Source organism: Pseudonocardia sp. DSM 110487, assembly GCF_019468565.1.
Lineage (GTDB): Bacteria > Actinomycetota > Actinomycetes > Mycobacteriales > Pseudonocardiaceae > Pseudonocardia.
Window position 1 is genome coordinate 460,037 of the sequence record NZ_CP080521.1, and the last position, 18,587, is coordinate 478,623.

The following is an 18,587-nucleotide window of genomic DNA, read 5'->3' on the forward strand; positions in this document are numbered from 1 at the left end:
GTCAGCTGACCGTGCTCTCCGCCGGGGTGTCGGCAATGGCGGTGGAGCGGCGCTTCGACACCACGACCGCTCCGACGATGATCGCGGCCGCGATCAACGCGATCACGATGCGGACCGGCGTCGATGCCGAGTCGCCCACCGAGAACGTCACGATCGCCGGGGCGATCAGCACGGAGACCAGGTTCATCACCTTGATCAGCGGGTTGATCGACGGGCCCGCGGTGTCCTTGAACGGGTCGCCGACCGTGTCGCCGATGATCGTGGCCTCGTGCGCCGGCGAGCCCTTGCCGCCGTGGTTACCGTCCTCCACCAGCTTCTTCGCGTTGTCCCATGCGCCACCGGAGTTGGCCAGGAAGATGGCCATCAGGGTGCCGGTGGCGATGGCGCCGGCCAGGTAGCCGGCCAGCGGGCCGACACCGAGGCCGAAGCCGACAGCGATCGGAGCGAAGATCGCGAGCAGGCCGGGCGTGGCCAGCTCGCGCAGCGAGTCGCGGGTGCAGATGTCCACCACGTTGGCGTAGTTCGGGCGAACGGTGCCCTCCATGATCCCGGGCTCCTCCCGGAACTGCCGGCGGACCTCGAACACGATCGCGCCTGCCGCTCGCGTGACGGCGTTGATCGCGAGCCCGGAGAACATGAACACGACGCTCGCGCCGATGATCACACCGACGAGCGTGTTCGGCGCGAACACCTCGAAGGCGAACGCGGTGCCCGCGTCGGCGAGCGTGCCGCCTGCCTCGGCGAGCGCCTGGTTGATCGCGTCGCGGTAGGACCCGAACAGGGCCGTGGCGGCGAGCACCGCCGTGGCGATCGCGATGCCCTTCGTGATGGCCTTGGTGGTGTTGCCCACCGCGTCCAGTTCGGTGAGGATGCCGACCCCGTCGCCCTCGACGTCGCCGGACATCTCGGCGATGCCCTGCGCGTTGTCGGAAACCGGGCCGAAGGTGTCCATCGCGACGATCACGCCGACCGTGGTGAGCAGGCCGGTGCCGGCGAGGGCAACGGCGAACAGCGCCACGGTGATCGAGCCAGTGGCCAGCGCGAAGGCGCCGAACACCGCCGCGCTGATCACGAGCGCCGTGTAGACGGCCGACTCGAAGCCGATCGAGATGCCGGCGAGGATGACCGTGGCCGCCCCGGTGAGCGAGGACTGTCCCACCGTCTTGACCGGCTTGTCCTCGGTGCCGGTGAAGTAGCCGGTGAGCCAGAGGATCACGCCGGCCAGCACGATGCCGATGATCACGGCGGCCGAGGCGATGAGCCGCGGGTCGGCGCCGCTCATCGCGGCGACGACGGTGCCATCGGTGGGGCCGTTGAGCGCGTCGAAGCTCGATGGCAGGTACACGAACGCGGCGATCACACAGAGCACAGCGGAGATGACCGCCGAGATGTAGAAGCTGCGGTTGATGGCCTTGAGGCCGCCCTCGCCCTCCCGGGCCCGGGTGATGTAGACGCCCACGACGGCGGTGAGCACCCCGATGGCCGGCACGATCAGCGGGAACAGCAGGCCCTGCTGGCCGAACGCGGCCGTGCCCAGGATCAGGGCCGCGACGAGCGTGACCGCGTACGACTCGAACAGGTCGGCGGCCATCCCGGCGCAGTCACCGACGTTGTCGCCGACGTTGTCGGCGATGGTGGCCGCGTTGCGCGGGTCGTCCTCGGGGATGCCCTGCTCGACCTTGCCGACGAGGTCGGCGCCCACGTCGGCGGCCTTGGTGAAGATGCCGCCGCCGACACGCATGAACATCGCGAGCAGCGCAGCGCCGAAGCCGAAGCCCTCGAGCACCTTGGGGGCCTGGCCGGTGTAGACCATCACCACGACGGCTGCGCCGAACAGGCCGAGGCCGACCGTGAACATGCCGACCACGCCGCCGGTGCGGAACGCGATGCGCATGGCCTTCTCGCGGCCGCCGGTCTCGTTGGACGCCGCGGCGACCCGGATGTTGGCGCGGGTGGCGAGCCACATTCCGAGGTAGCCGATTGTGGCGGAGAACACGGCGCCGATGACGAAGAAGATCGACCGCCCCACGCGCTCGCCGATGTCGCCCGGCAGGGCGAACAGCAGTACGAACACGATCACGACGAAGATGCCGAGCGTGCGGAACTGGCGGTTGAGGTACGCCGCGGCGCCTTCCTGGACCGCTCGACCGATGTCCTGCATCTTGGAGGTGCCCTCGCCGGCAGCGAGAACCTCCCGGAGCAGGACGAAGCCGATGGCCAGTGCGGCGAGCGCGACCACCGCGACCACGCCGACGATGGCGTAGTCGCTCCCCGCGAGCGTCAGATCGCTCGCGGCGAGGGTGGACACGGACATCCGTCCTCCTGGTCATTACGAAACGGGCCAGGGAACACGGACGGCAACCCTGGCGTCTGGAGAAAACCCGTCGCCCCACGTGGGCGCGGTACAGGCGCGTGCAGTGTAAGTGTGTGGCTTTTGACACCGTGCAGTGAGCCCCCTCACCAATGCGTGATCGACTCCTCGGCCTCGGGGCACCGGACGGGGTGGACGTCGGTGCGGTGTGCCAACCTCGGGCACCGTGGGTGACGAGCGCGAATCAGCAGGGCGGGGCGAGGTCCTGCTGCGCCGCGTGCTCGCCGGATCCGAGGGGCAGGCCGACAGCGGCGCGGATGGTCCGCTGCGGCACGCCGTGCGACTCCCGGCCCGGCCCGGGCGGACCGCGGCCTGGCCGGAATGGGTGCCGGGTCGGCTGCGGGAGGCGTGGCAGCGCCAGGGGGTGCCTGCCCCGTGGACCCACCAGGCCGATGCGGCAGAGCTGGCCTGGGCCGGTCGCGACGTGGTGGTGGCCACCGGGACGGCGTCGGGCAAGTCGCTCGCCTACCAGCTGCCGGTGCTCGCGCGGTTCGCGCAGGACCCCAAGGCCACCGCGCTCTACCTGTCGCCCACCAAGGCGCTCGCGGCCGATCAGCTGCGGGCCCTCGATGCGCTGGCCGTGCCCGATGTGCGGGCCGCGCCGTTCGACGGCGACACCTCGGCGGACGCGCGCGACTGGGCCCGGCGACACGGTCGCTGGCTGTTCAGCAACCCGGACATGCTGCACCGCGCCCTGCTGCCGAGGCACGGCCAGTGGGCGATGTTCCTGCGCAGGCTGCGGTTCGTGGTGGTGGACGAGTGCCACACCTACCGAGGGGTGTTCGGGACGCACGTGGCCCTGCTGCTGCGCAGGTTGCTTCGGGTGTGCGCCCGCTACGGCTCGTGCCCGACGATCGTGCTCGCCTCGGCCACGGTGGCCGAACCGGCGGCGTTCGCCGCGCGGCTCACCGGGCGGCAGGTGGCGGCGGTGACCGAGGACGGTTCGCCCGCGGCGGGGCGCACCGTCGCGCTGTGGGAGCCACCCCTGCTGCCGGAGCTGACCGGTGAGAACGGGGCACCGGTGCGCCGCGCGGCCGGCACCGAGGCGGCCCGCATGCTCGCCGACCTGGTGCTCGAGGGCGCGCGCACGCTCGTGTTCATGCGGTCGCGGCGCGGTGCCGAGGTGGCTGCGCTCACCGCCCAACGGCTGCTCGCCGACGTCGACCCCGGTCTCGCACGTCGGGTGGCCGCCTACCGGGGCGGCTACCTGCCCGAGGAGCGGCGGGCGCTGGAGGCCGCGCTGGCCGGCGGTGAGCTCCTCGGGATGGCGACCACGAACGCGCTCGAGCTCGGCGTGGACATCGCGGGCCTCGACGCCGTGGTGGTGGCGGGGTTCCCGGGCACCCGCGCGTCGTTCTGGCAGCAGTCCGGACGTGCCGGTCGGGCCCGCGACGAGGCGCTCGTGGTGCTCGTGGCGCGGGACGATCCCATGGACACCTATCTGGTGCACCACCCGGACGCCCTCCTCGGCGCCCCGGTGGAGGGCTGCGTGCTCGACCCGGCGAACCCGTACGTGCTGGGCCCGCAGCTCGTCTGCGCGGCGGCCGAGCTCCCGCTGACCGATGACGACGTCCGCGACGTGTTCGGTGGCGCGCCTGCCGCTGCCGTGCTCGACGAGCTCGTGGCCGACGGGGTGCTGCGGCGCAGGCCGACCGCCTGGTACTGGCCCTCGACGCGGGAACGCCCCGCCGGTGCGGTGGACATCAGGGGCTCCGGGCTCGGCCAGGTGGCCGTTGTGGAGGCGGAGACCGGCCGCATGCTCGGCACGGTGGACGGGGCGTCGGCCCCCGCGACCGTGCACTCCGGCGCCGTGTACCTGCACCGCGGCGAGACCTACCTCGTGCAGGAGTTGGATCTCGAGGCCGGGATCGCCGTGGTGGAGACCGCAGACCCGGGGTTCCGCACCGACGCGCGGTCCACGGCCGACGTCGAGGTTGCGCGGGTGCTCGCCCACCGCGACCTCGGGGCGGTGCGGGTGTCGTTCGGCGAGGTGACCGTGACCTCCCAGGTGGTGGAGTACCTGCGCCGGGCCCCGGACGGCACCGTGTTGGCGACCACTCCGCTGGACCTGCCCGAGCAGGTGCTCCGTACCCGTGGCGTCTGGTACGACGTGGACGAGGAGGCGCTCGTCGCCGCAGGGGTGCCGCAGAAGCGGATCCCGGGTGCGCTCCATGCCGCCGAGCACGCCGCGATCGGTCTCCTTCCGCTCTTCGCCATCTGCGACCGCTGGGACGTCGGTGGGATGTCCACCGCGCTGCACCCGCACACCGGCCGGCCCACCGTGTTCGTGCACGACGGCCATCCCGGTGGTGCGGGCTTCGCCGAGCGCGGGCACGCGGTGCTCGGCCGCTGGCTGGCCGCCACGCGCGCCGCGATCGCCGACTGCGAGTGCCGCACCGGGTGCCCGTCCTGCGTGCAGTCGCCGAAGTGCGGCAACGGCAATGCGCCACTGGACAAGTCGGGGGCGATGGCGGTGCTCGACGTGGTGCTCGACGCGTTGGGCGAACCGCGCGCTGCGGCCGGTGCTCCCCACCGGAGGGTGGGCGCGGGCCCGAGGTAGACCGCCGCCGGCCGGCCTCGTCGGGGGCCGGGCCGGCCGGCGACGGTCGGCGCGCGGCGGGCCGGATATGGGGTGAGCGTCGGTTCCGACGTTCCGGCCCCACCGCAGTCTGGGGAGCGAGTGCAGGGGTCCGGCCGGGCGAACCCGGCCGGGGACTGCATCCAGTAGGCGCGTCGGATGCCTCCGATTCCAGTGCGTGTCGCTGATCGGTACGGATGTGACGACGAGCGTTCCGGTGGTGCGCCGTGTCGCCGGGCGGTGGTGCCGCGTCACGGGTGGGGCGATCTCCGGGCAGGCAGGCCCGCCTGTCCACGTCGGCCGACCGCTCGTCGCGGGGCTCGGTGATCTGCCGCCGCAACCGGACCCGACCGGGCGAGGTGTGGCTGGTGCGTTCGGCGGCGTGGTGCCGATCGCGGGTGGTGCGGGGCCGGAAGTGCCGGTCGTGGGGACCGGGCCGGCTCGTGCGCGGCCCGCGGCGGAGTCGATGCCGGGCACCGCGATCGCGACCGGTACGCGGACCTCCACGAGCGCGTCCCAGCCGACCAGCCGGCACGACGTCACCGTGCCGCCCATCGCCCCCGCGATCTCGCCGGCACGGCGGCACGCGGCCTCCGCACCCTCGACGGCGAGGCCGGCCGCCGCGAGTGCGGCCAGGTCGGCTGCGGCCTCGGCCCTGTGCCGGGCGATCACCGCGGCCCCCAGGTGCAACCCGACCGCGAACACCGTCATGATCACCGACACGCCGACCGCCGCCCATACGGTGGCGCTGCCCCGATCGTGCGCCCCGTGCCGGCGAGCACTCATGGCGGTGTGGCTCCCGGCTCGAGTGCGGCCACCGCGCGGCTCCCGATCCGCACCGGGAGGGGGTGCAGAACGTCGGCGGACACCTCGGCGACGACGAGGTCGCCTTCGGCGCGCAGCGCCAGCCGGGCACCGGACGGGGCCAGCTGTGCTGCGACGGCGTGGCCTCGCTCGGCCTCACCGCGAGCGGCAAGCCGGGCCAGCTCGCGGGCCGCGTCGACGCACCGGATCGAGCCGCCCGCCGCGGCGATGGCGCCGACCGCCACGGCGAGGAACACCGCGAGGCTGCACAGGGCCAGTGCCGCCTCGACGGTGACGGCTCCACGGTCCCGGTCGGCCGCTGCGCCGCGGCCAGGTGCCCGCGCTCCCATCAGAACGTGACCGTCAGGGCGCGTTCGACGAGGCCGGTGAGCGCTGTGAGGATCGAGTCGCCGGTGACGACTGTGTAGAGCAAGGCTCCGAAGGCCGCGGCAGCGACGGTGCCTATTGCATATTCGACCGTGCTCATGCCGTGGTCGTCGTGACCGAGCCGGCGCAGCCGGGCGGGAAGCTCCTCGCCGAACGGGCGGGTGGGGTAGCGGTGGATCATCGGTTTCTCCTTCTTCTCGTGGTGTGTTCTCTCGTGGGCCGACGCGCTCACCAGTTCGCGAGCACTTCGCCGGCGAGGCCGACGACGACGGGGGCGATGCCAAGGACCATGAAGGCCGGGAGGAAGCACACGCCGAGCGGCGCGGTGATGAGCACGGCGGCGCGCTGGGCCTTCGCCTGTGCCGTGTCGAGCAGGCCGGCCCGGATCCGCTCGGCCTCGGCGCGTGCGACCTGTGCGAGGGCCGATCCCGTGCCGGCCGAGCGCCCTGCCGCGCGAGCGAACGTGGCGAGCGCCGGAAGCTGCTCCGCGGCGAGCCACGCGGCCGACGCGTCGGCGCCGAGCTCGAGCAGGCCGGCGGTGCGGCGCAGGCGAGCGCCGACGACGCCTCGGAGTGGCTCGGCGGCCGCCGTGACGGCGAGGGCCACCGGCAGGCCCGCCTCGAGGCAGACGGCGAGGAGCTCCCAGCCGGCCGCGAGGTCCGTGTCCGGTTCGGGAGCAAGCGCACCGCCGGGACGGCCGCCCCGGCGCGTCGCGAGGACGCCCGCTCCCGCTGTGGCGGCCGCGAGCAGCAGGCCGGCCGTGGCGCCCGCTGCCGCCCAGCCGAGCGCGCCGGCCGCCGCCGCGCCGACGGCGACCCACGTGGGGCGGACCGGCGGGCCTTCCGGGGCCGGCTGTGCGGGCGGGGTCTGCAACGCGCGGAGCCGGAGGCGGCCGTGCCGCGTGCCACCGACGAGGAGCGCGGCGGCGAGCAGCGCGAGCGCCACGACCTGGCCGGAGGGGACCGGCGGCCCGCCCGTCATCGGGGCACCGCCGAACCGAGGATCCGCTCCGACCACGCGCTGCCGGCGGCCAGCAGCGCGACCCCGATGACCAGCAGGACCTGTCCGAGCGGGCCGCCACGCAGGACCCCGATCGGGTCTGCGCCGATCAGCTGCCCGAGCCCGATGCCGAGCACCGGCAGCGTGGTGAGCACGGCGGCGGTGGCGCGTGGCCCGGCCAGCTGCGCCCGGACGGTGGCCGCGAACCGCACCCTCCAGCGGATGTCCTCGTGGGCGCGGCCGAGGAGGTCGGCCAGCGGGATGCCATGGCGTTCGGCGAGCGCCCACACCGTGGCGATGCGCTCGACGTCGGAGCCGATCTCGGGGCGGCGCGCGCCGCCACGGCGCAGCGCGGGGACGATCCCGTCGCCGAGCCGCGCGGCCACGGCGGCCGGGGCGAGCACGGATCTGGCATGCGGGCCGTCGGCGTCGGTGCCGGCGAGCGCCGCGGCCGGATGGCTGCCGGCGCGCAGCTCGTCGGTGATGCGGGCGACGGCGGCGGCCAGCTGCTCGGCGGCGGCCGCTCTGTCCCGCGCCGCACGCCGGACCACTTGTCGCCGCCGAACGACGAGCGCGGCCAGCGCTCCCGCGAGCGCGCCGCCCACCCCGGCGAGCACGGCCCCGCCGAGCCCGCCCGCGAGGAGCGGCCCGACGAGGTTCGGCCAGCGGATGCGCGACGTGCGCCCGGCCGGCCACAACGCGGCGAACCGGGCCACTGCGGGCGGCGGTGGCGCGCAGACGACGGCCGCGGCGAGGACGGCGCAGGCGGCGGCGGTGCTCACCACGGGAGGCTCACCTCCCGCTCATCGAGCAGCGCACCCAGCGATGGGCGATCCGCCGTCCAGCCTTGCGCGCGTGTCCACACGGGCCGGACGGCGACGGTGTGGTCGTCGGGGTTGCGGCCCAGCACGGCGACGGTGTCGAGGACCCGTGCCCCGGACTTCAGCCGGCTCATGTGCAGCACGACCTGCACGGCCGCCGCGAGCTGGCTGTGGAGCGCGTCGCGCGGCAGTCCGCCGGCGGCGGCGAGCGCCTCCATCCGCGCGGGCACCTCCCGTGCGGAGTTGGCGTGGACGGTGCCCGCGCCGCCGTCGTGGCCGGTGTTGAGCGCGGCCAGCAGGTCGCACACCTCGCCGCCGCGCACCTCGCCGACGATCAGCCGGTCGGGTCGCATCCGGAGGGCCTGCCGGACGAGGTCGCGCAGTGTGACCCCGCCCGCGCCCTCGATGTTGGCGGGACGGGAGACGAGCCGCACGACATGGGGGTGGCGGGGCCGCAGCTCCTCCGCGTCCTCGACGCACACCACCCGCTCCCGCGGGTCGACGGCCGCGAGCAATGCGGCCAGGATCGTGGTCTTGCCGCTGCCGGTGCCCCCCGACACGACGAAGGCGAGCCGGGCGGCGAGCACCGCACGCAGCAGCGCCTCGCCGGTGGCGTCGAGCGTGCCCGACCGACGCAGTGCCGCGAGGTCGTGGGCCGCCGGGCGCAGCACGCGCAGCGACAGGCAGGTGCCGTCGGCGGCGACCGGTGGCAGCACGGCGTGCAGCCGCACGCCCGCGTCGGCGACCCAGCCGTCGACGTACGGGCTGGCGTCGTCGAGGCGCCGTCCCGCCGCGATCGCGAGGCGCTGCGCGAGGCGGCGTACCGCCGCGTCGTCGGGGAAGCGGACCGCGGTGCGTTCGAGCCCGGAACCCCGGTCGACCCATACCGAGGCCGGCCCGCAGACGAGGACGTCGGTGGTGCGCGGATCACGAAGGAGCTGGTCGAGCGGGCCCGCACCGATGAACTCCTGGCGCAGGATCCGCAGTGCGGACAGGACGTCGAGATCGGAGACCACGCCGCCGGACTCGGCACGGACGGCCGCGGCCACGGCGGCCTGCGTGAGCTCCCCGCCGGTGGCGGCGAGCCGGGACCGCACCCTGTCGACGAGCGGGGTGGTGTCGGCCGGTGGCGCGGTGCGGACCAGCGGGCTCATGACCGCGTCCCCGAGGCCGCTCTGGTCGCGGAGAGCACGGACCGCGCCGCGACGGCGAGCGGACCGTGCGGGCGGGTTGGTGCCTCGCCGCGCTCGAGTGCCCGCGCCAGCCCCGGCTCCGGGCGCATGGCGACGAGCAGCGGGACTCCCACGGCCCTGGCGACCTCGTCGGCCTCGATTCCGCCGGGAGCCGGGCCGCGGACGACGGCTCGGACGGGCTTGCCGTGCCGGGCGAGCAGCGCCGCGACCCGGGCGCCTGCGGCGGACGAACGGATGTCGGCGGTGACGACGAGCGCCACGAGGTCGGCGACGCCCAGTGCGGCGGCCGCCGCGTCGGTGGGATGACGCGGGAGGTCGCACACGACGACGTCGCCTGCCCGGCGGCCCGCTTCGACCACGGCTCGCACGGCGGCGGGCGTCGGCCCGTGCGTGCTGCGGTCGCAGGAGAGGACGCCGAGCGCGCCGTCGCGGCGCCCGACCCGGGGTGAGGGGAGGGCCGCGTGGAGGGCGGCGGCGGGGACCCGGCCGCCCTCGACCCCGATGCCGGGCCAGCGCAGCCCCCCGAGGTCTTCCGCGCCGAGGACGAGATCGAGCCCGCCGCCGAGCGGGTCGCAGTCGACGAGGAGTGCGCGGGCGCCCTCCCGCACGGCGGTGACGGCGACGGCCGCGGCCAGTACCGACGCCCCGGCCCCGCCACGGCCGCCGACGACCGCGAGCACGGTGCCGCCAGGGCGCGGACCTTCCGCGGCGTCGGTGAGCGCCGCGACCAGCCACTGCTCGGCCTCGGGCAGCGTGATGACGTGCTCGGCCCCGACGGCCACCGCGTGACGCCATACCGACGCCTGTGGTTCACCGCGTACCGCGAGGACGACGTCGCCGCGCCGGGGCAGCCCGGCCCTGGCGCACTGGGCGGCCGCCGCGGCGTCGAGCAACACCAGCGGGGCATCGCTCCAGAACGCGCGGGCCTGCGGGGGATCGACCGCGCGCTGCAGCTCGCACCCCGCGGCGGCCGCGAGCCGCAGGAGCGCGTCGAGCAGGTCGGGGTCGGAAACCATGACCAGGCCCCTGGCCGGCGGACCCGGCCGTTCCGTGATCTCTCTCGATCGCACGACAGCCTCCTCGTGGACCCGGTCGGGCGAGCCGGGTAGGAGCAAGCGTTGCCGGTCGAGGGGCCGTGTGGCGGACGATCATCGAACCTGTGGACAACCTGTGGTTGATGTGGATAACTCGCCTGATCCGCAGCTGACCAGCCCGTTCCCGTCACGCCCCTGGGGAAGAATGGCTCGGGGGCTGCTGCCTCGCGGCCGATCCATCCACAGGGAGCGAGTGAGGCGCTGTATGCGAGGCGCGGGCCGGCGTGATCGCCGATCCGGTGCTGGGGCGGCCGCATGGGGCCGCCCACGTGCCCCCCCGGTGATCATCACGCTCATGATCAACGGATCTGTGCAGAACCGGCCATATACGGCCGCTGCCGCGCCCAACTGATGATCATGCGCCGCAGCGGGCGCCCGTGAGCGTCGCCTCTCAGGCGCCCACCCGCGGCGGCTCCTGCTCCCGCTCGTCGCGGGCCAACCGTGCGACGAGCCGGTCCTGTGCGGCTCGCAGGTGTGCGGAGAGGTGGTCTGCGGCGGCCGCGGCGTCGTGTGTCTCGATCGCCGCGAGGATCGCCCCGTGCTCCGCGGCCACCGTGCGGGGGTCGGTGGTGCGGTGGGCCTGGAACTGGCCCATCGTGAGGTGCACCTCGCCCATGATCAGCTCGTGCATGCGGGAGAGCCGCTTGCTGCCCACGGCGTCGACCAGTGAGGAGTGGAAGGCGATGTCGGCCTCCACCTGGTGCGCGAAGTCCTTGTGGGCCACGGCGCGCTCGATCTCATCCTGGGCGCGCCGGGTCTCGGCGGGGACCGTGCCCAGCTCGGCGAGCCGCTGCACCGCGCGGCGTTCGATCGAGTCGCGCGCGAAGTAGAGGTCGAGTATCTCGGCCTTGTCGAGTTCGGGTACGACAGCGGTGCGGTGGGCCGTGCGCTGCAGCAGCCCCGCTGCGGTGAGTCGTTCCAGGCAGGCCTTCGCCGTGGGGCGGGCGACCGTGTACTCGCCGACCACCCGCGCCTCGGTGACCTTCTCGCCAGGGGCGATCTCGCCGTTGATGATCCGCTGCCGCATCGACTCGTAGAGCGCATCGATCATCGACGAGGGCGCGAGCGTGAACCTCGACGTGCCTGCCGACATGCGCCTACGCTACTGCTCTCCAGAATTGTTAGACAAGTATGCAAAGCATCTTGACTGACAAGTATCCGCCTTCGTAGCGTCGACCCGGCAGCGTCAACCTCAGAGTCGAGGAGCACCGGATGGACGCCATGAACCGACGACGTTTCCTGCAGTTGGTCGGCTTCGGAGCCGGGATGACGGCGCTCGCATCCTGCGGCGGCGGGTCGGACGGCACCGCGATCCGCTACGCGTGGTGGGGCGACACGATCCGCCAGCAGAAGTACACGGCGGCGCTGGACGCGTTCATCCGGCAGAACCCGGGCATCGAGGTCCGGCCCGAGTTCGCCGACTACGACGCCTACCAGGAGCGCATCACGGTCCAGACCGCGGGTCGCGACGTCCCCGACATCTTCTGGATCCCGTCGCCGCAGGTCATGAGCTACCACGACGCCGGCCTCTACCGGCGCCTCGACGACATCGGTTCGCTCGATCTCTCCGCCTTCAGCGCCGCGCAGCTGGAGTCGTACAAGATCGACGGCGAGCTGAACACCCTGCCGCGCTCGGTGCTGACGGCCGCGGTGCGCTACAACCAGACCTTCCTCGACGAGGCGGGCGCCCAGCTGCCCCCCGACGACCCGCAGAGCTGGACGTGGGACGGGCTCTCGGAGTTCCTGATCGACTACGCCCGCGACGCCCCCGAGGGCCGCAAGGCCATCCACCACAACGCGTACGGCGACCTCAACTTCGAGGCATGGCTGCGCCAGCACGGGCAGGACCTGTGGTCCGCCGACGGGCGTATGGGCTTCGACGTCGCCACCCTCGCGGAGTGGTTCGAGTGGTGGGAGGTGCTGCGCAGGGCGGGCGCCACGACGAGCCTGTCCGAGCAGGAGGGCCCGTCCCCGGAGTGGGACGTCGTCGGCGACAAGGTGCTGATCACCTTCGGTAACTCCAACCACATCGCGGACGAGGCGCCGATGTTCCCCGACTACGAGTTCGGGCTGCGGCTGATGCCGGTGCTCCCCGACGCCGCGGCGGGGCACCGCTTCGGCTACCTGAGCCGCCTCGCCGTCTACCAGGGCATCGACGACGACAAGCTCGACGCGGCCGGCCGCCTCGTGCACTTCAACATCAACGATCCGGCGTTCCTGCAGATCGTGGGGCTCTCGGTGGGTGCGCCGGCGAACCCACGGATGCTGCAGGCGGCCTACTCGGTGGCCAACGATGACGAGAAGAAGATGCTCGCCGTCGTCGAGCAGGAGATGGCGCAGGAGCAGAAGCCCCGCTACGAGGCGCCGCCCGGCTCGGGGACGTGGCGCACGATCATGGGACGGGGCATCGAGGAGGTCGCGCTGGGCCGGGCGAGCGTCTCCGACGCCGCCGCGCGCGTGATCGCCGACATCGATCGCGAGCTGGGCAGGGCGTCATGACCCAGGACACGCTCGTGCGCCCGGTTGCGCAGAGCCCACCACCTCGGCCGCCGCGGCGCGGGATGCCGTCGTTCCGCAGACAGGGCCGCGCGGCGCACGTGTTCCTCTTGCCGTTCCTGCTGGGTCTTGTCCTGGTCACGGCCGTGCCGCTGCTGGCGTCGCTCTACCTCTCGTTCACCGACTACGACCTGCTGCACGATCCCGAGCTCATCGGGCTGGAGAACTTCCGGCGGATGGCCGAGGACCAGCGGTTCTGGGCGTCGGTCGGCGTGACGCTCAAGTACGTGCTGGTCTCGGTCCCGCTGCAGCTGGCGTTCGCGCTCCTGCTCGCGGTGGTGCTGGACAAGGGCATGCGCGGGCTCGCCCTCTACCGCAGCGCCTTCTACCTGCCGTCGCTGCTCGGTTCCAGCGTGGCCGTCGCGATCCTGTGGCGGCAGCTCTTCGGCCACGAGGGGCTCGTGAACGGCGTGCTCGGCTGGTTCGGCATCGAGGGTGAGAGCTGGCTGCAGAACCCGGACACCGCGCTGTCGACGCTCGTGGTGCTCAACGTGTGGACGTTCGGCTCGCCGATGATCATCTTTCTGGCGGGTCTGCGTCAGATCCCCGAGGAGCTCTACGAGGCCGCGCGGGTGGACGGCGCGGGAAGGGTGCGGCAGTTCTGGAGCGTCACGGTGCCGCTGCTCACGCCGATCGTGTTCTTCAACCTGGTGCTGCAGACGATCGGTGCGTTCCAGGCGTTCACCCAGGCGCACGTCATCAGCGAAGGCCAGGGTGGGCCGCTGGACTCCACGCTGTTCTACACGCTCTACCTGTACCAACAGGGCTTCAACAGCTTCAACATGGGCTACGCGTCGGCGATGGCGTGGGTGCTGCTGCTCGTCATCGCGGTCGTGACGGCCGGGCACTTCCTGCTCTCGAAGTACTGGGTGTTCTACGGGGACGAGCGATGAGGGCCGGCGTGCGGCACGTCGCGATGTGCGCGTTCGTGCTGCTGATGATCTACCCGCTGATCTGGATGGTGGTCAGCTCGATCAAGCCCGGCAACCTCGTGCTGTCGGAGCCGGGCCTGATCCCGTCGGAGGTGACGTTCCAGAACTACCGCGACGGGTGGAACGCCCTCGACGAGCCGTTCTCGCTGTTCTTCGCCAACTCGCTGTTCGTGAGCGTCGGCTCGATCGTCGGCAACCTCGTGTCCTGCTCGCTCGCCGCCTACGCGCTCGCCCGGCTGGAGTTCCGCGGCAGGCGGCTGTACTTCGCGATCACGCTCGTGTCGGTGATGCTGCCGCTGCACGTGCTGGTGGTGCCGCAGTACATCTTCTTCTCGCAGCTGGGGATGGTGAACACCTACTTCCCGCTGCTGCTGCCGAAGTTCCTCGCCACCGACGCGTTCTTCACGTTCCTGATGGTCCAGTTCATCCGCACGATCCCGCGCGAGCTGGACGCGGCGGCTTGGGTCGACGGTGCGGGGCCGTTCCGCATCTTCTGGTCGATCGTCCTGCCGCTCATGACCCCGGCACTGGTGACGTCGGCGATCTTCACCTTCATCTGGACGTGGAACGACTTCTTCACGCCACTGATCTACCTGACCTCCACCGAGATGTTCACGGTGCCGGTGGCGCTCAACTCGATGATGAGCTCGGAGACCTCGAGCGGGGTGGGCGCCCTGTTCGCGATGTCGCTGCTGTCGCTGCTGCCCATCCTCGTGTTCTTCGTGACGGCACAGAAGTACCTGATCCGCGGCATCTCGACGACGGGCCTGAAATGAGGGACTGAAATGAACCTGCGCACCACCGACTGGCACCGGACGGCCACGCGCTGGACCCAGCTCACGCTCACCGAGAACGACCCGGTCGAGTTCGACTCGGCGTTCTGGATCGATGTCATGCGCCGGACACGGTCCAACGCCGCGTGCATCAGCGCGGGCGGCTACATGGCCTTCTACCCGACGCGGATCCCGTACCACTACCGCAGCCGCCACCTCGGCGACGGCGACCCGTTCGGCGAGCTCGTCGCGGGCGCTCGCGCGCTGGGCATGCACGTGATGGCGCGCGTCGACCCGCACGCCGTGCACGCCGACGCACTCGCGGCGCACCCGGAGTGGGTGGCCCGCACTCCTGACGGCGCACCGCGCGAGCACTGGGCGTTCCCCGGAACGTACGTGACCTGCCCGTTCGGGCCGTACAACCGGGAGTTCGTCACCGAGGTGGCCCGGGAGCTGGTGCGCGAGTACGACATCGACGCCGTCTTCGCGAACCGCTGGCAGGGCCACGGTGTCTCCTACAGCGACGACGCGCGCCGGTCGTTCTTCGACGCCACCGGCCACGAGCTGCCGATCGAGCCGTACGACCCGGACGACCTCGCGTGGAAGGCGTACGTCCCGTGGCGGCGCCAGCAGCTCAGCGAGCTCGTGGCGCTGTGGGACACGGCGGTGAAGGACATCCGCCCGCACGCGCGGTTCATCCCCAACCTCGGCGGGGTGGCCGCGCACGAGCTCGACCGCGACCTGATCGAGCGGCACTACCCCTTCTTCGTGCTCGACCGCCAGGGCCGCACCGGCATCGACCCGCCGTGGACCGCGGGCCGCAACGCCAAGCGCAGCCGGGGTGCCTTCCGGGACCGGCCGGTGGCGTTGATCTCCTCGGTGGGCCCCGAGCACCACGCCCACCGGTGGAAGGACTCGGTGGCCGGTCCCGCGGAGATCCGGACCTGGATCGTGGACGGCATCGCGCACGGCGCGCTGCCCTGGTTCACCAAGTTCAACGGCATGGTGCCCGATGATCGGTGGGTGGCCCCCGTCGTCGACGCCTTCGGCCTGCACGCGGCGGTGGAGCCGGTGCTGTCCCGGATGCGGGTCACCGCCGACGTGGCGGTGTTCGACGCCGCGGAGCCGGGCCGTGACGACCACGAGGACGGCTTCCACCACGCGCTGGTGGAGGCGCGGATCCCGTTCGAGTTCGTCTCCGCCACCCGGTTCACCCCGGAGGAGCTCGCGCGCTTCCGGGTGCTCGTGCTGGCCAACGCCGAGCGGATGAGCGACGAGGCGTGCGCGGCCGTGCGCGAGTTCGTGCGGGCAGGCGGTGGTGTGGTGGCCGGCTACCGGACGTCGCTGCACGGGGTGGACGGCACGCCGCGGGCCGACTTCGGCCTCGCCGACGTACTCGGCGTGCACCTGGAGCGGGACGCGCGCGGCCCGGTGAAGAACAACTACATCGCGCTGACCGGGGAGCACCCGCTCTCGGCCGGTTACGACGGCGCCCGCCGGATCATCGGGGGCACGCACCTGCTGCGCGTCACCCCGGCCGCGGACACCGAGGTTCCTTTCCGGTTCGTGCCCGACTACCCCGACCTGCCGATGGAGGAGCTCTACGCGCGCCGTCCGCCCGAGGACGCGGCCGTCGTGGCGCGGCAGGGCGAGGGGCGCACGGTCCACATCGCGTTCGACATCGGCTCGCTGTTCTGGGATTCGCTGCAGCCCGACCACGGCAGGCTCATCGCCAACGCCGTGACGTGGGCGCTCGGCGAACCGCCCCGAGTGGACGTCGGCGGGCCGGGGCTGCACGACATCGCCGTCCACGAGGGCGACGGCGAGCTCGCCGTCTGCATGGTCAACCTCACCAATCCGATGGCGATGCGCGGTCCGGTGCGGGAGCTGATCCCGGTGGGCCCGCTCACCGTCTCGGTTGCGCTGCCGGACGGGCGGACCGCGGCGAGCGCACGGCTTCTCGTCAGCGGTGCGGAGCCGGACGTGACGGTCGCGAACGGCTGCGCCACCGTCGTCGTCGACTCGGTCGAGCTGCTCGAGGTGCTGCACCTGACGTGGGACGGCGCCCGCTGATGGGCCTGTGGTGGTACGAGCCGTTCCGCACGTTCCAGACCAACCTGCGGGAGATCGACGCCGGACTCGACGTGGAACGGGTCCTGGACCAGATCGAGGAGTTCGGCGCCAACGCATGGCTGCTGTCCGTCGGCGGGATCATCTCGAACTACCCGACCGACCTGACCGCACAGACCCGCAATCCCGCACTGGCGGAGCGGGAGAGCGGCGACCTCGTCGGCGATGCCGTGGCCGCCGCACACGCCCGTGGGGTCCGGTTGCTCGCGCGGATGGACTTCTCCAAGGTCGACCGGCGCCGCGCCGAGGAGCACCCCGAGTGGTGCTTCGTCGGCCCGGACGGGGAGTGGCAGGTCGTGAGCGGCCTCACGAGCGTCTGCCCGAGCGCGCCGTACTACCAGCGCGAGACGTTCGCCGTGGTCGACGAGGTGCTCTCCCGCTACGACGTCGACGGCTTCTTCTTCAACTGGGCCTCCTACAACGAGCGCGACTACAGCGGCCGGTACCGCGGGGTGTGCCAGTGCCTGTCGTGCGCCCGGGCGTTCGGCGGACCGCTGCCGACCGGGCCTGACGCCCCCGCGTACCCGCGGTGGCGCCGGTTCGCCAAGGCCATGATCGACGACTTCTGCGGCCGGATGCGGGAGCTGATCGCGGCGCGAAGGCCCGAGGCGCCGCTGATCATGGGCGACACGGCCGACATCGTCTTCCACGAGGCGAACAATGCGGTCGGCCGGCCGTTGTGGCACCACCGCACCAGCGAGCACGTCAGCGCGGCACGGACGTACCGGCCGCAGGTACCGGTGTTCACGAACGCGGTCGGCTTCGTCGACATGCCGTACCGGCTCGCCGGTGAGGAGCCGGAGCACGTGGCGCAGTACCTCGTGCAGGCGATCTCGCGGGGCGCGAACCCGTCGACGTACGTCATGGGCACGCCGGACGACTCGCGCTACGAGTGCCTCGACGTCGCCGGGCGGATCACCCGCCACCACCGGGACTACCAGGACGTCTACACCGACCTCGTACCGGCGGCGCGCGTACTGCTCGTGCGGCCCGACCCGCTGGCGTCCGAGGTGCCGACCGCGGAGTTCCAGGGCCTGTACCGAGCCCTTCTCGAACGGCACGTGCCGTTCGACGTGCTGGGGGAGGAGCGGCTGGGCGACTGCGGCCGCCTCGGCGAGTACTCCGCCGTCGTGCTCCCGGACCTCGGCCCGCTCGAGCCGGGCGCGGTCGCCGCGCTCGACGCGTTCGCCGGCGCGATCGTGAGCACGGGTTCCAGCGGGTTCGACGCGGACACCGTTCAGCTGGCCGGGTCACCGGTGCGGGAGCGGCTCGCGGTGCGGGATGGCGTCGAGGCGGTTCGCTCGATGCACGTGCTGACCGGCACCTTCCCAGTTCCGGTCATCGGCGCGTACCACGTGGTCGCGCCGACCGACGGCGCGCGCACCGCGATGCGGGTGCTCTCCCGTGCGCCCTACGGGCCGCCGGAGAAGTGCCACGGGCACGCCGAGCTCGCGCAGCCCGGCCTGCTCAGGGCGGGACGGACGACGGTGCTGCCATGGACGGTCGGCCGGGCCTACCGCGAGGTGGGGCTGTCTGCGCACCGCGACCTGTTCGTCGACGCCGTCCTCGCAGCGGTGCCGGTGCCGATCGCCGTGGACACCGACCTACCCGACCAGGTGGAGGTGGTGCTGGGCCGCTCGCGCGCGGGGCAGGTGGTGCACCTCGTGAACCTCACCGGCGCCGGGCCGCAGCGTTTCGGGCCGCCCGTGACCGTGCACGGGGCCCGTCTGTGGATCCCGTGGGCGGACCCGTCCGCGCGGGTGCGGGCGCTGCTCGGCGATACCGATCTCCCGGTCTCCGAACGGGACGGCCGGCCCGGCGTGGACCTGCCGCCGCTCGGTTTGTTCGAGGTCTTGGTGATCGACAAGGAGATGTGATGGGTGAACCGCTTCTCGTACTCGTCTGTGGAGTGCCGGAACAGGAGGAGGAGCGGATAAGGGCGGCCGCGC

14 protein-coding genes and 1 pseudogene are annotated in these 18,587 nt (G+C 72.8%); 6 read left to right on the top strand and 9 right to left on the bottom strand.

From position 1 onward, the window contains the following. Position 1: 1 nt before the first annotated feature. Entirely contained in the window at positions 2-2,314 is a 2,313-nt protein-coding gene (locus tag K1T35_RS01940) for a sodium-translocating pyrophosphatase (protein WP_220258481.1), read from the bottom strand. Positions 2,315-2,537: 223 nt separating this feature from the next. Between K1T35_RS01940 and K1T35_RS01945 the strand changes: the two genes are divergently transcribed. After that, positions 2,538-4,931 (top strand): DEAD/DEAH box helicase, encoded by a 2,394-nt coding sequence (locus K1T35_RS01945; protein ID WP_220258482.1) that lies wholly within the window; start codon positions 2,538-2,540, stop codon positions 4,929-4,931. Positions 4,932-5,393: 462 nt separating this feature from the next. Here the strand turns inward: K1T35_RS01945 and K1T35_RS01950 are convergent. The 8 genes and pseudogenes from K1T35_RS01950 to K1T35_RS01985 all read right to left on the bottom strand — a co-directional run. Next, positions 5,394-5,735: pseudogene (locus K1T35_RS01950) on the bottom strand (Rv3654c family TadE-like protein); the annotation flags it as partial. After that, positions 5,732-6,103, bottom strand: a complete 372-nt coding sequence (locus K1T35_RS01955; protein ID WP_220258483.1) for a TadE family type IV pilus minor pilin — start codon at positions 6,101-6,103, stop codon at positions 5,732-5,734. The pseudogene K1T35_RS01950 and the gene K1T35_RS01955, both read right to left, overlap by 4 nt. Beyond that, entirely contained in the window at positions 6,103-6,321 is a 219-nt protein-coding gene (locus K1T35_RS01960; RefSeq protein WP_220258484.1) for a DUF4244 domain-containing protein, read from the bottom strand. The genes K1T35_RS01955 and K1T35_RS01960 overlap by 1 nt, the downstream gene beginning before the upstream one ends. Positions 6,322-6,368: 47 nt before the next feature. Beyond that, positions 6,369-7,121, bottom strand: coding sequence for a type II secretion system F family protein (locus K1T35_RS01965; protein WP_220258485.1), 753 nt, complete (start codon positions 7,119-7,121; stop codon positions 6,369-6,371). Beyond that, positions 7,118-7,921 carry a type II secretion system F family protein gene (locus K1T35_RS01970; RefSeq protein ID WP_220258486.1) on the bottom strand — a complete coding sequence of 268 codons (804 nt, stop codon included), beginning with the start codon at positions 7,919-7,921 and terminating at the stop codon, positions 7,118-7,120. The genes K1T35_RS01965 and K1T35_RS01970 overlap by 4 nt, the downstream gene beginning before the upstream one ends. Then, positions 7,918-9,114, bottom strand: coding sequence for a TadA family conjugal transfer-associated ATPase (locus K1T35_RS01975; protein ID WP_220258487.1), 1,197 nt, complete (start codon positions 9,112-9,114; stop codon positions 7,918-7,920). Before K1T35_RS01975 ends, K1T35_RS01970 begins: the two co-directional genes overlap by 4 nt. Beyond that, positions 9,111-10,223 (bottom strand): septum site-determining protein Ssd, encoded by a 1,113-nt coding sequence (gene ssd, locus K1T35_RS01980; protein WP_255621480.1) that lies wholly within the window; start codon positions 10,221-10,223, stop codon positions 9,111-9,113. Before ssd ends, K1T35_RS01975 begins: the two co-directional genes overlap by 4 nt. 415 nt (positions 10,224-10,638) lie before the next feature. Beyond that, the gene (locus tag K1T35_RS01985; protein ID WP_220258488.1) at positions 10,639-11,340 is read right to left on the bottom strand and encodes a GntR family transcriptional regulator; all 702 of its coding nucleotides are present in this window, start codon (positions 11,338-11,340) and stop codon (positions 10,639-10,641) included. Positions 11,341-11,459: 119 nt separating this feature from the next. On the opposite strand from K1T35_RS01985, the gene K1T35_RS01990 reads away from it, so the two are divergent. From K1T35_RS01990 to K1T35_RS02010, 5 genes are read left to right on the top strand one after another with little or no spacing between them, the layout of a single operon-like run. Continuing rightward, on the top strand, positions 11,460-12,746 hold the full coding sequence (locus K1T35_RS01990; protein ID WP_220258489.1) for an ABC transporter substrate-binding protein: 1,287 nt from the start codon (positions 11,460-11,462) through the stop codon (positions 12,744-12,746). Continuing rightward, positions 12,743-13,696, top strand: a complete 954-nt coding sequence (locus K1T35_RS01995; protein ID WP_220258490.1) for a carbohydrate ABC transporter permease — start codon at positions 12,743-12,745, stop codon at positions 13,694-13,696. The genes K1T35_RS01990 and K1T35_RS01995 overlap by 4 nt, the downstream gene beginning before the upstream one ends. Then, positions 13,693-14,511 (top strand): carbohydrate ABC transporter permease, encoded by an 819-nt coding sequence (locus tag K1T35_RS02000; RefSeq protein WP_220258491.1) that lies wholly within the window; start codon positions 13,693-13,695, stop codon positions 14,509-14,511. Before K1T35_RS01995 ends, K1T35_RS02000 begins: the two co-directional genes overlap by 4 nt. Before the next feature lie 9 nt (positions 14,512-14,520). After that, the gene (locus tag K1T35_RS02005; RefSeq protein WP_220258492.1) at positions 14,521-16,581 is read left to right on the top strand and encodes an alpha-amylase family protein; all 2,061 of its coding nucleotides are present in this window, start codon (positions 14,521-14,523) and stop codon (positions 16,579-16,581) included. Next, entirely contained in the window at positions 16,563-18,515 is a 1,953-nt protein-coding gene (locus K1T35_RS02010) for an alpha-amylase family protein (protein WP_220258493.1), read from the top strand. Before K1T35_RS02005 ends, K1T35_RS02010 begins: the two co-directional genes overlap by 19 nt. Positions 18,516-18,587 lie beyond the last annotated feature (72 nt).

What these genes read in the sequence shown, in the direction of transcription:
- K1T35_RS01940 (WP_220258481.1), bottom strand. Translation starts at nt 2,314, where the DNA reads ATGTCCGTGTCCACCCTCGCCGCGAGCGATCTGACGCTCGCGGGGAGC.
- K1T35_RS01955 (WP_220258483.1), bottom strand. Translation starts at nt 6,103, where the DNA reads ATGGGAGCGCGGGCACCTGGCCGCGGCGCAGCGGCCGACCGGGACCGT.
- K1T35_RS01960 (WP_220258484.1), bottom strand. Translation starts at nt 6,321, where the DNA reads ATGATCCACCGCTACCCCACCCGCCCGTTCGGCGAGGAGCTTCCCGCC.
- K1T35_RS01965 (WP_220258485.1), bottom strand. Translation starts at nt 7,121, where the DNA reads ATGACGGGCGGGCCGCCGGTCCCCTCCGGCCAGGTCGTGGCGCTCGCG.
- K1T35_RS01975 (WP_220258487.1), bottom strand. Translation starts at nt 9,114, where the DNA reads ATGAGCCCGCTGGTCCGCACCGCGCCACCGGCCGACACCACCCCGCTC.
- K1T35_RS01985 (WP_220258488.1), bottom strand. Translation starts at nt 11,340, where the DNA reads ATGTCGGCAGGCACGTCGAGGTTCACGCTCGCGCCCTCGTCGATGATC.
- K1T35_RS01990 (WP_220258489.1), top strand. Translation starts at nt 11,460, where the DNA reads ATGGACGCCATGAACCGACGACGTTTCCTGCAGTTGGTCGGCTTCGGA.
- K1T35_RS01995 (WP_220258490.1), top strand. Translation starts at nt 12,743, where the DNA reads ATGACCCAGGACACGCTCGTGCGCCCGGTTGCGCAGAGCCCACCACCT.
- K1T35_RS02000 (WP_220258491.1), top strand. Translation starts at nt 13,693, where the DNA reads ATGAGGGCCGGCGTGCGGCACGTCGCGATGTGCGCGTTCGTGCTGCTG.
- K1T35_RS02005 (WP_220258492.1), top strand. Translation starts at nt 14,521, where the DNA reads ATGAACCTGCGCACCACCGACTGGCACCGGACGGCCACGCGCTGGACC.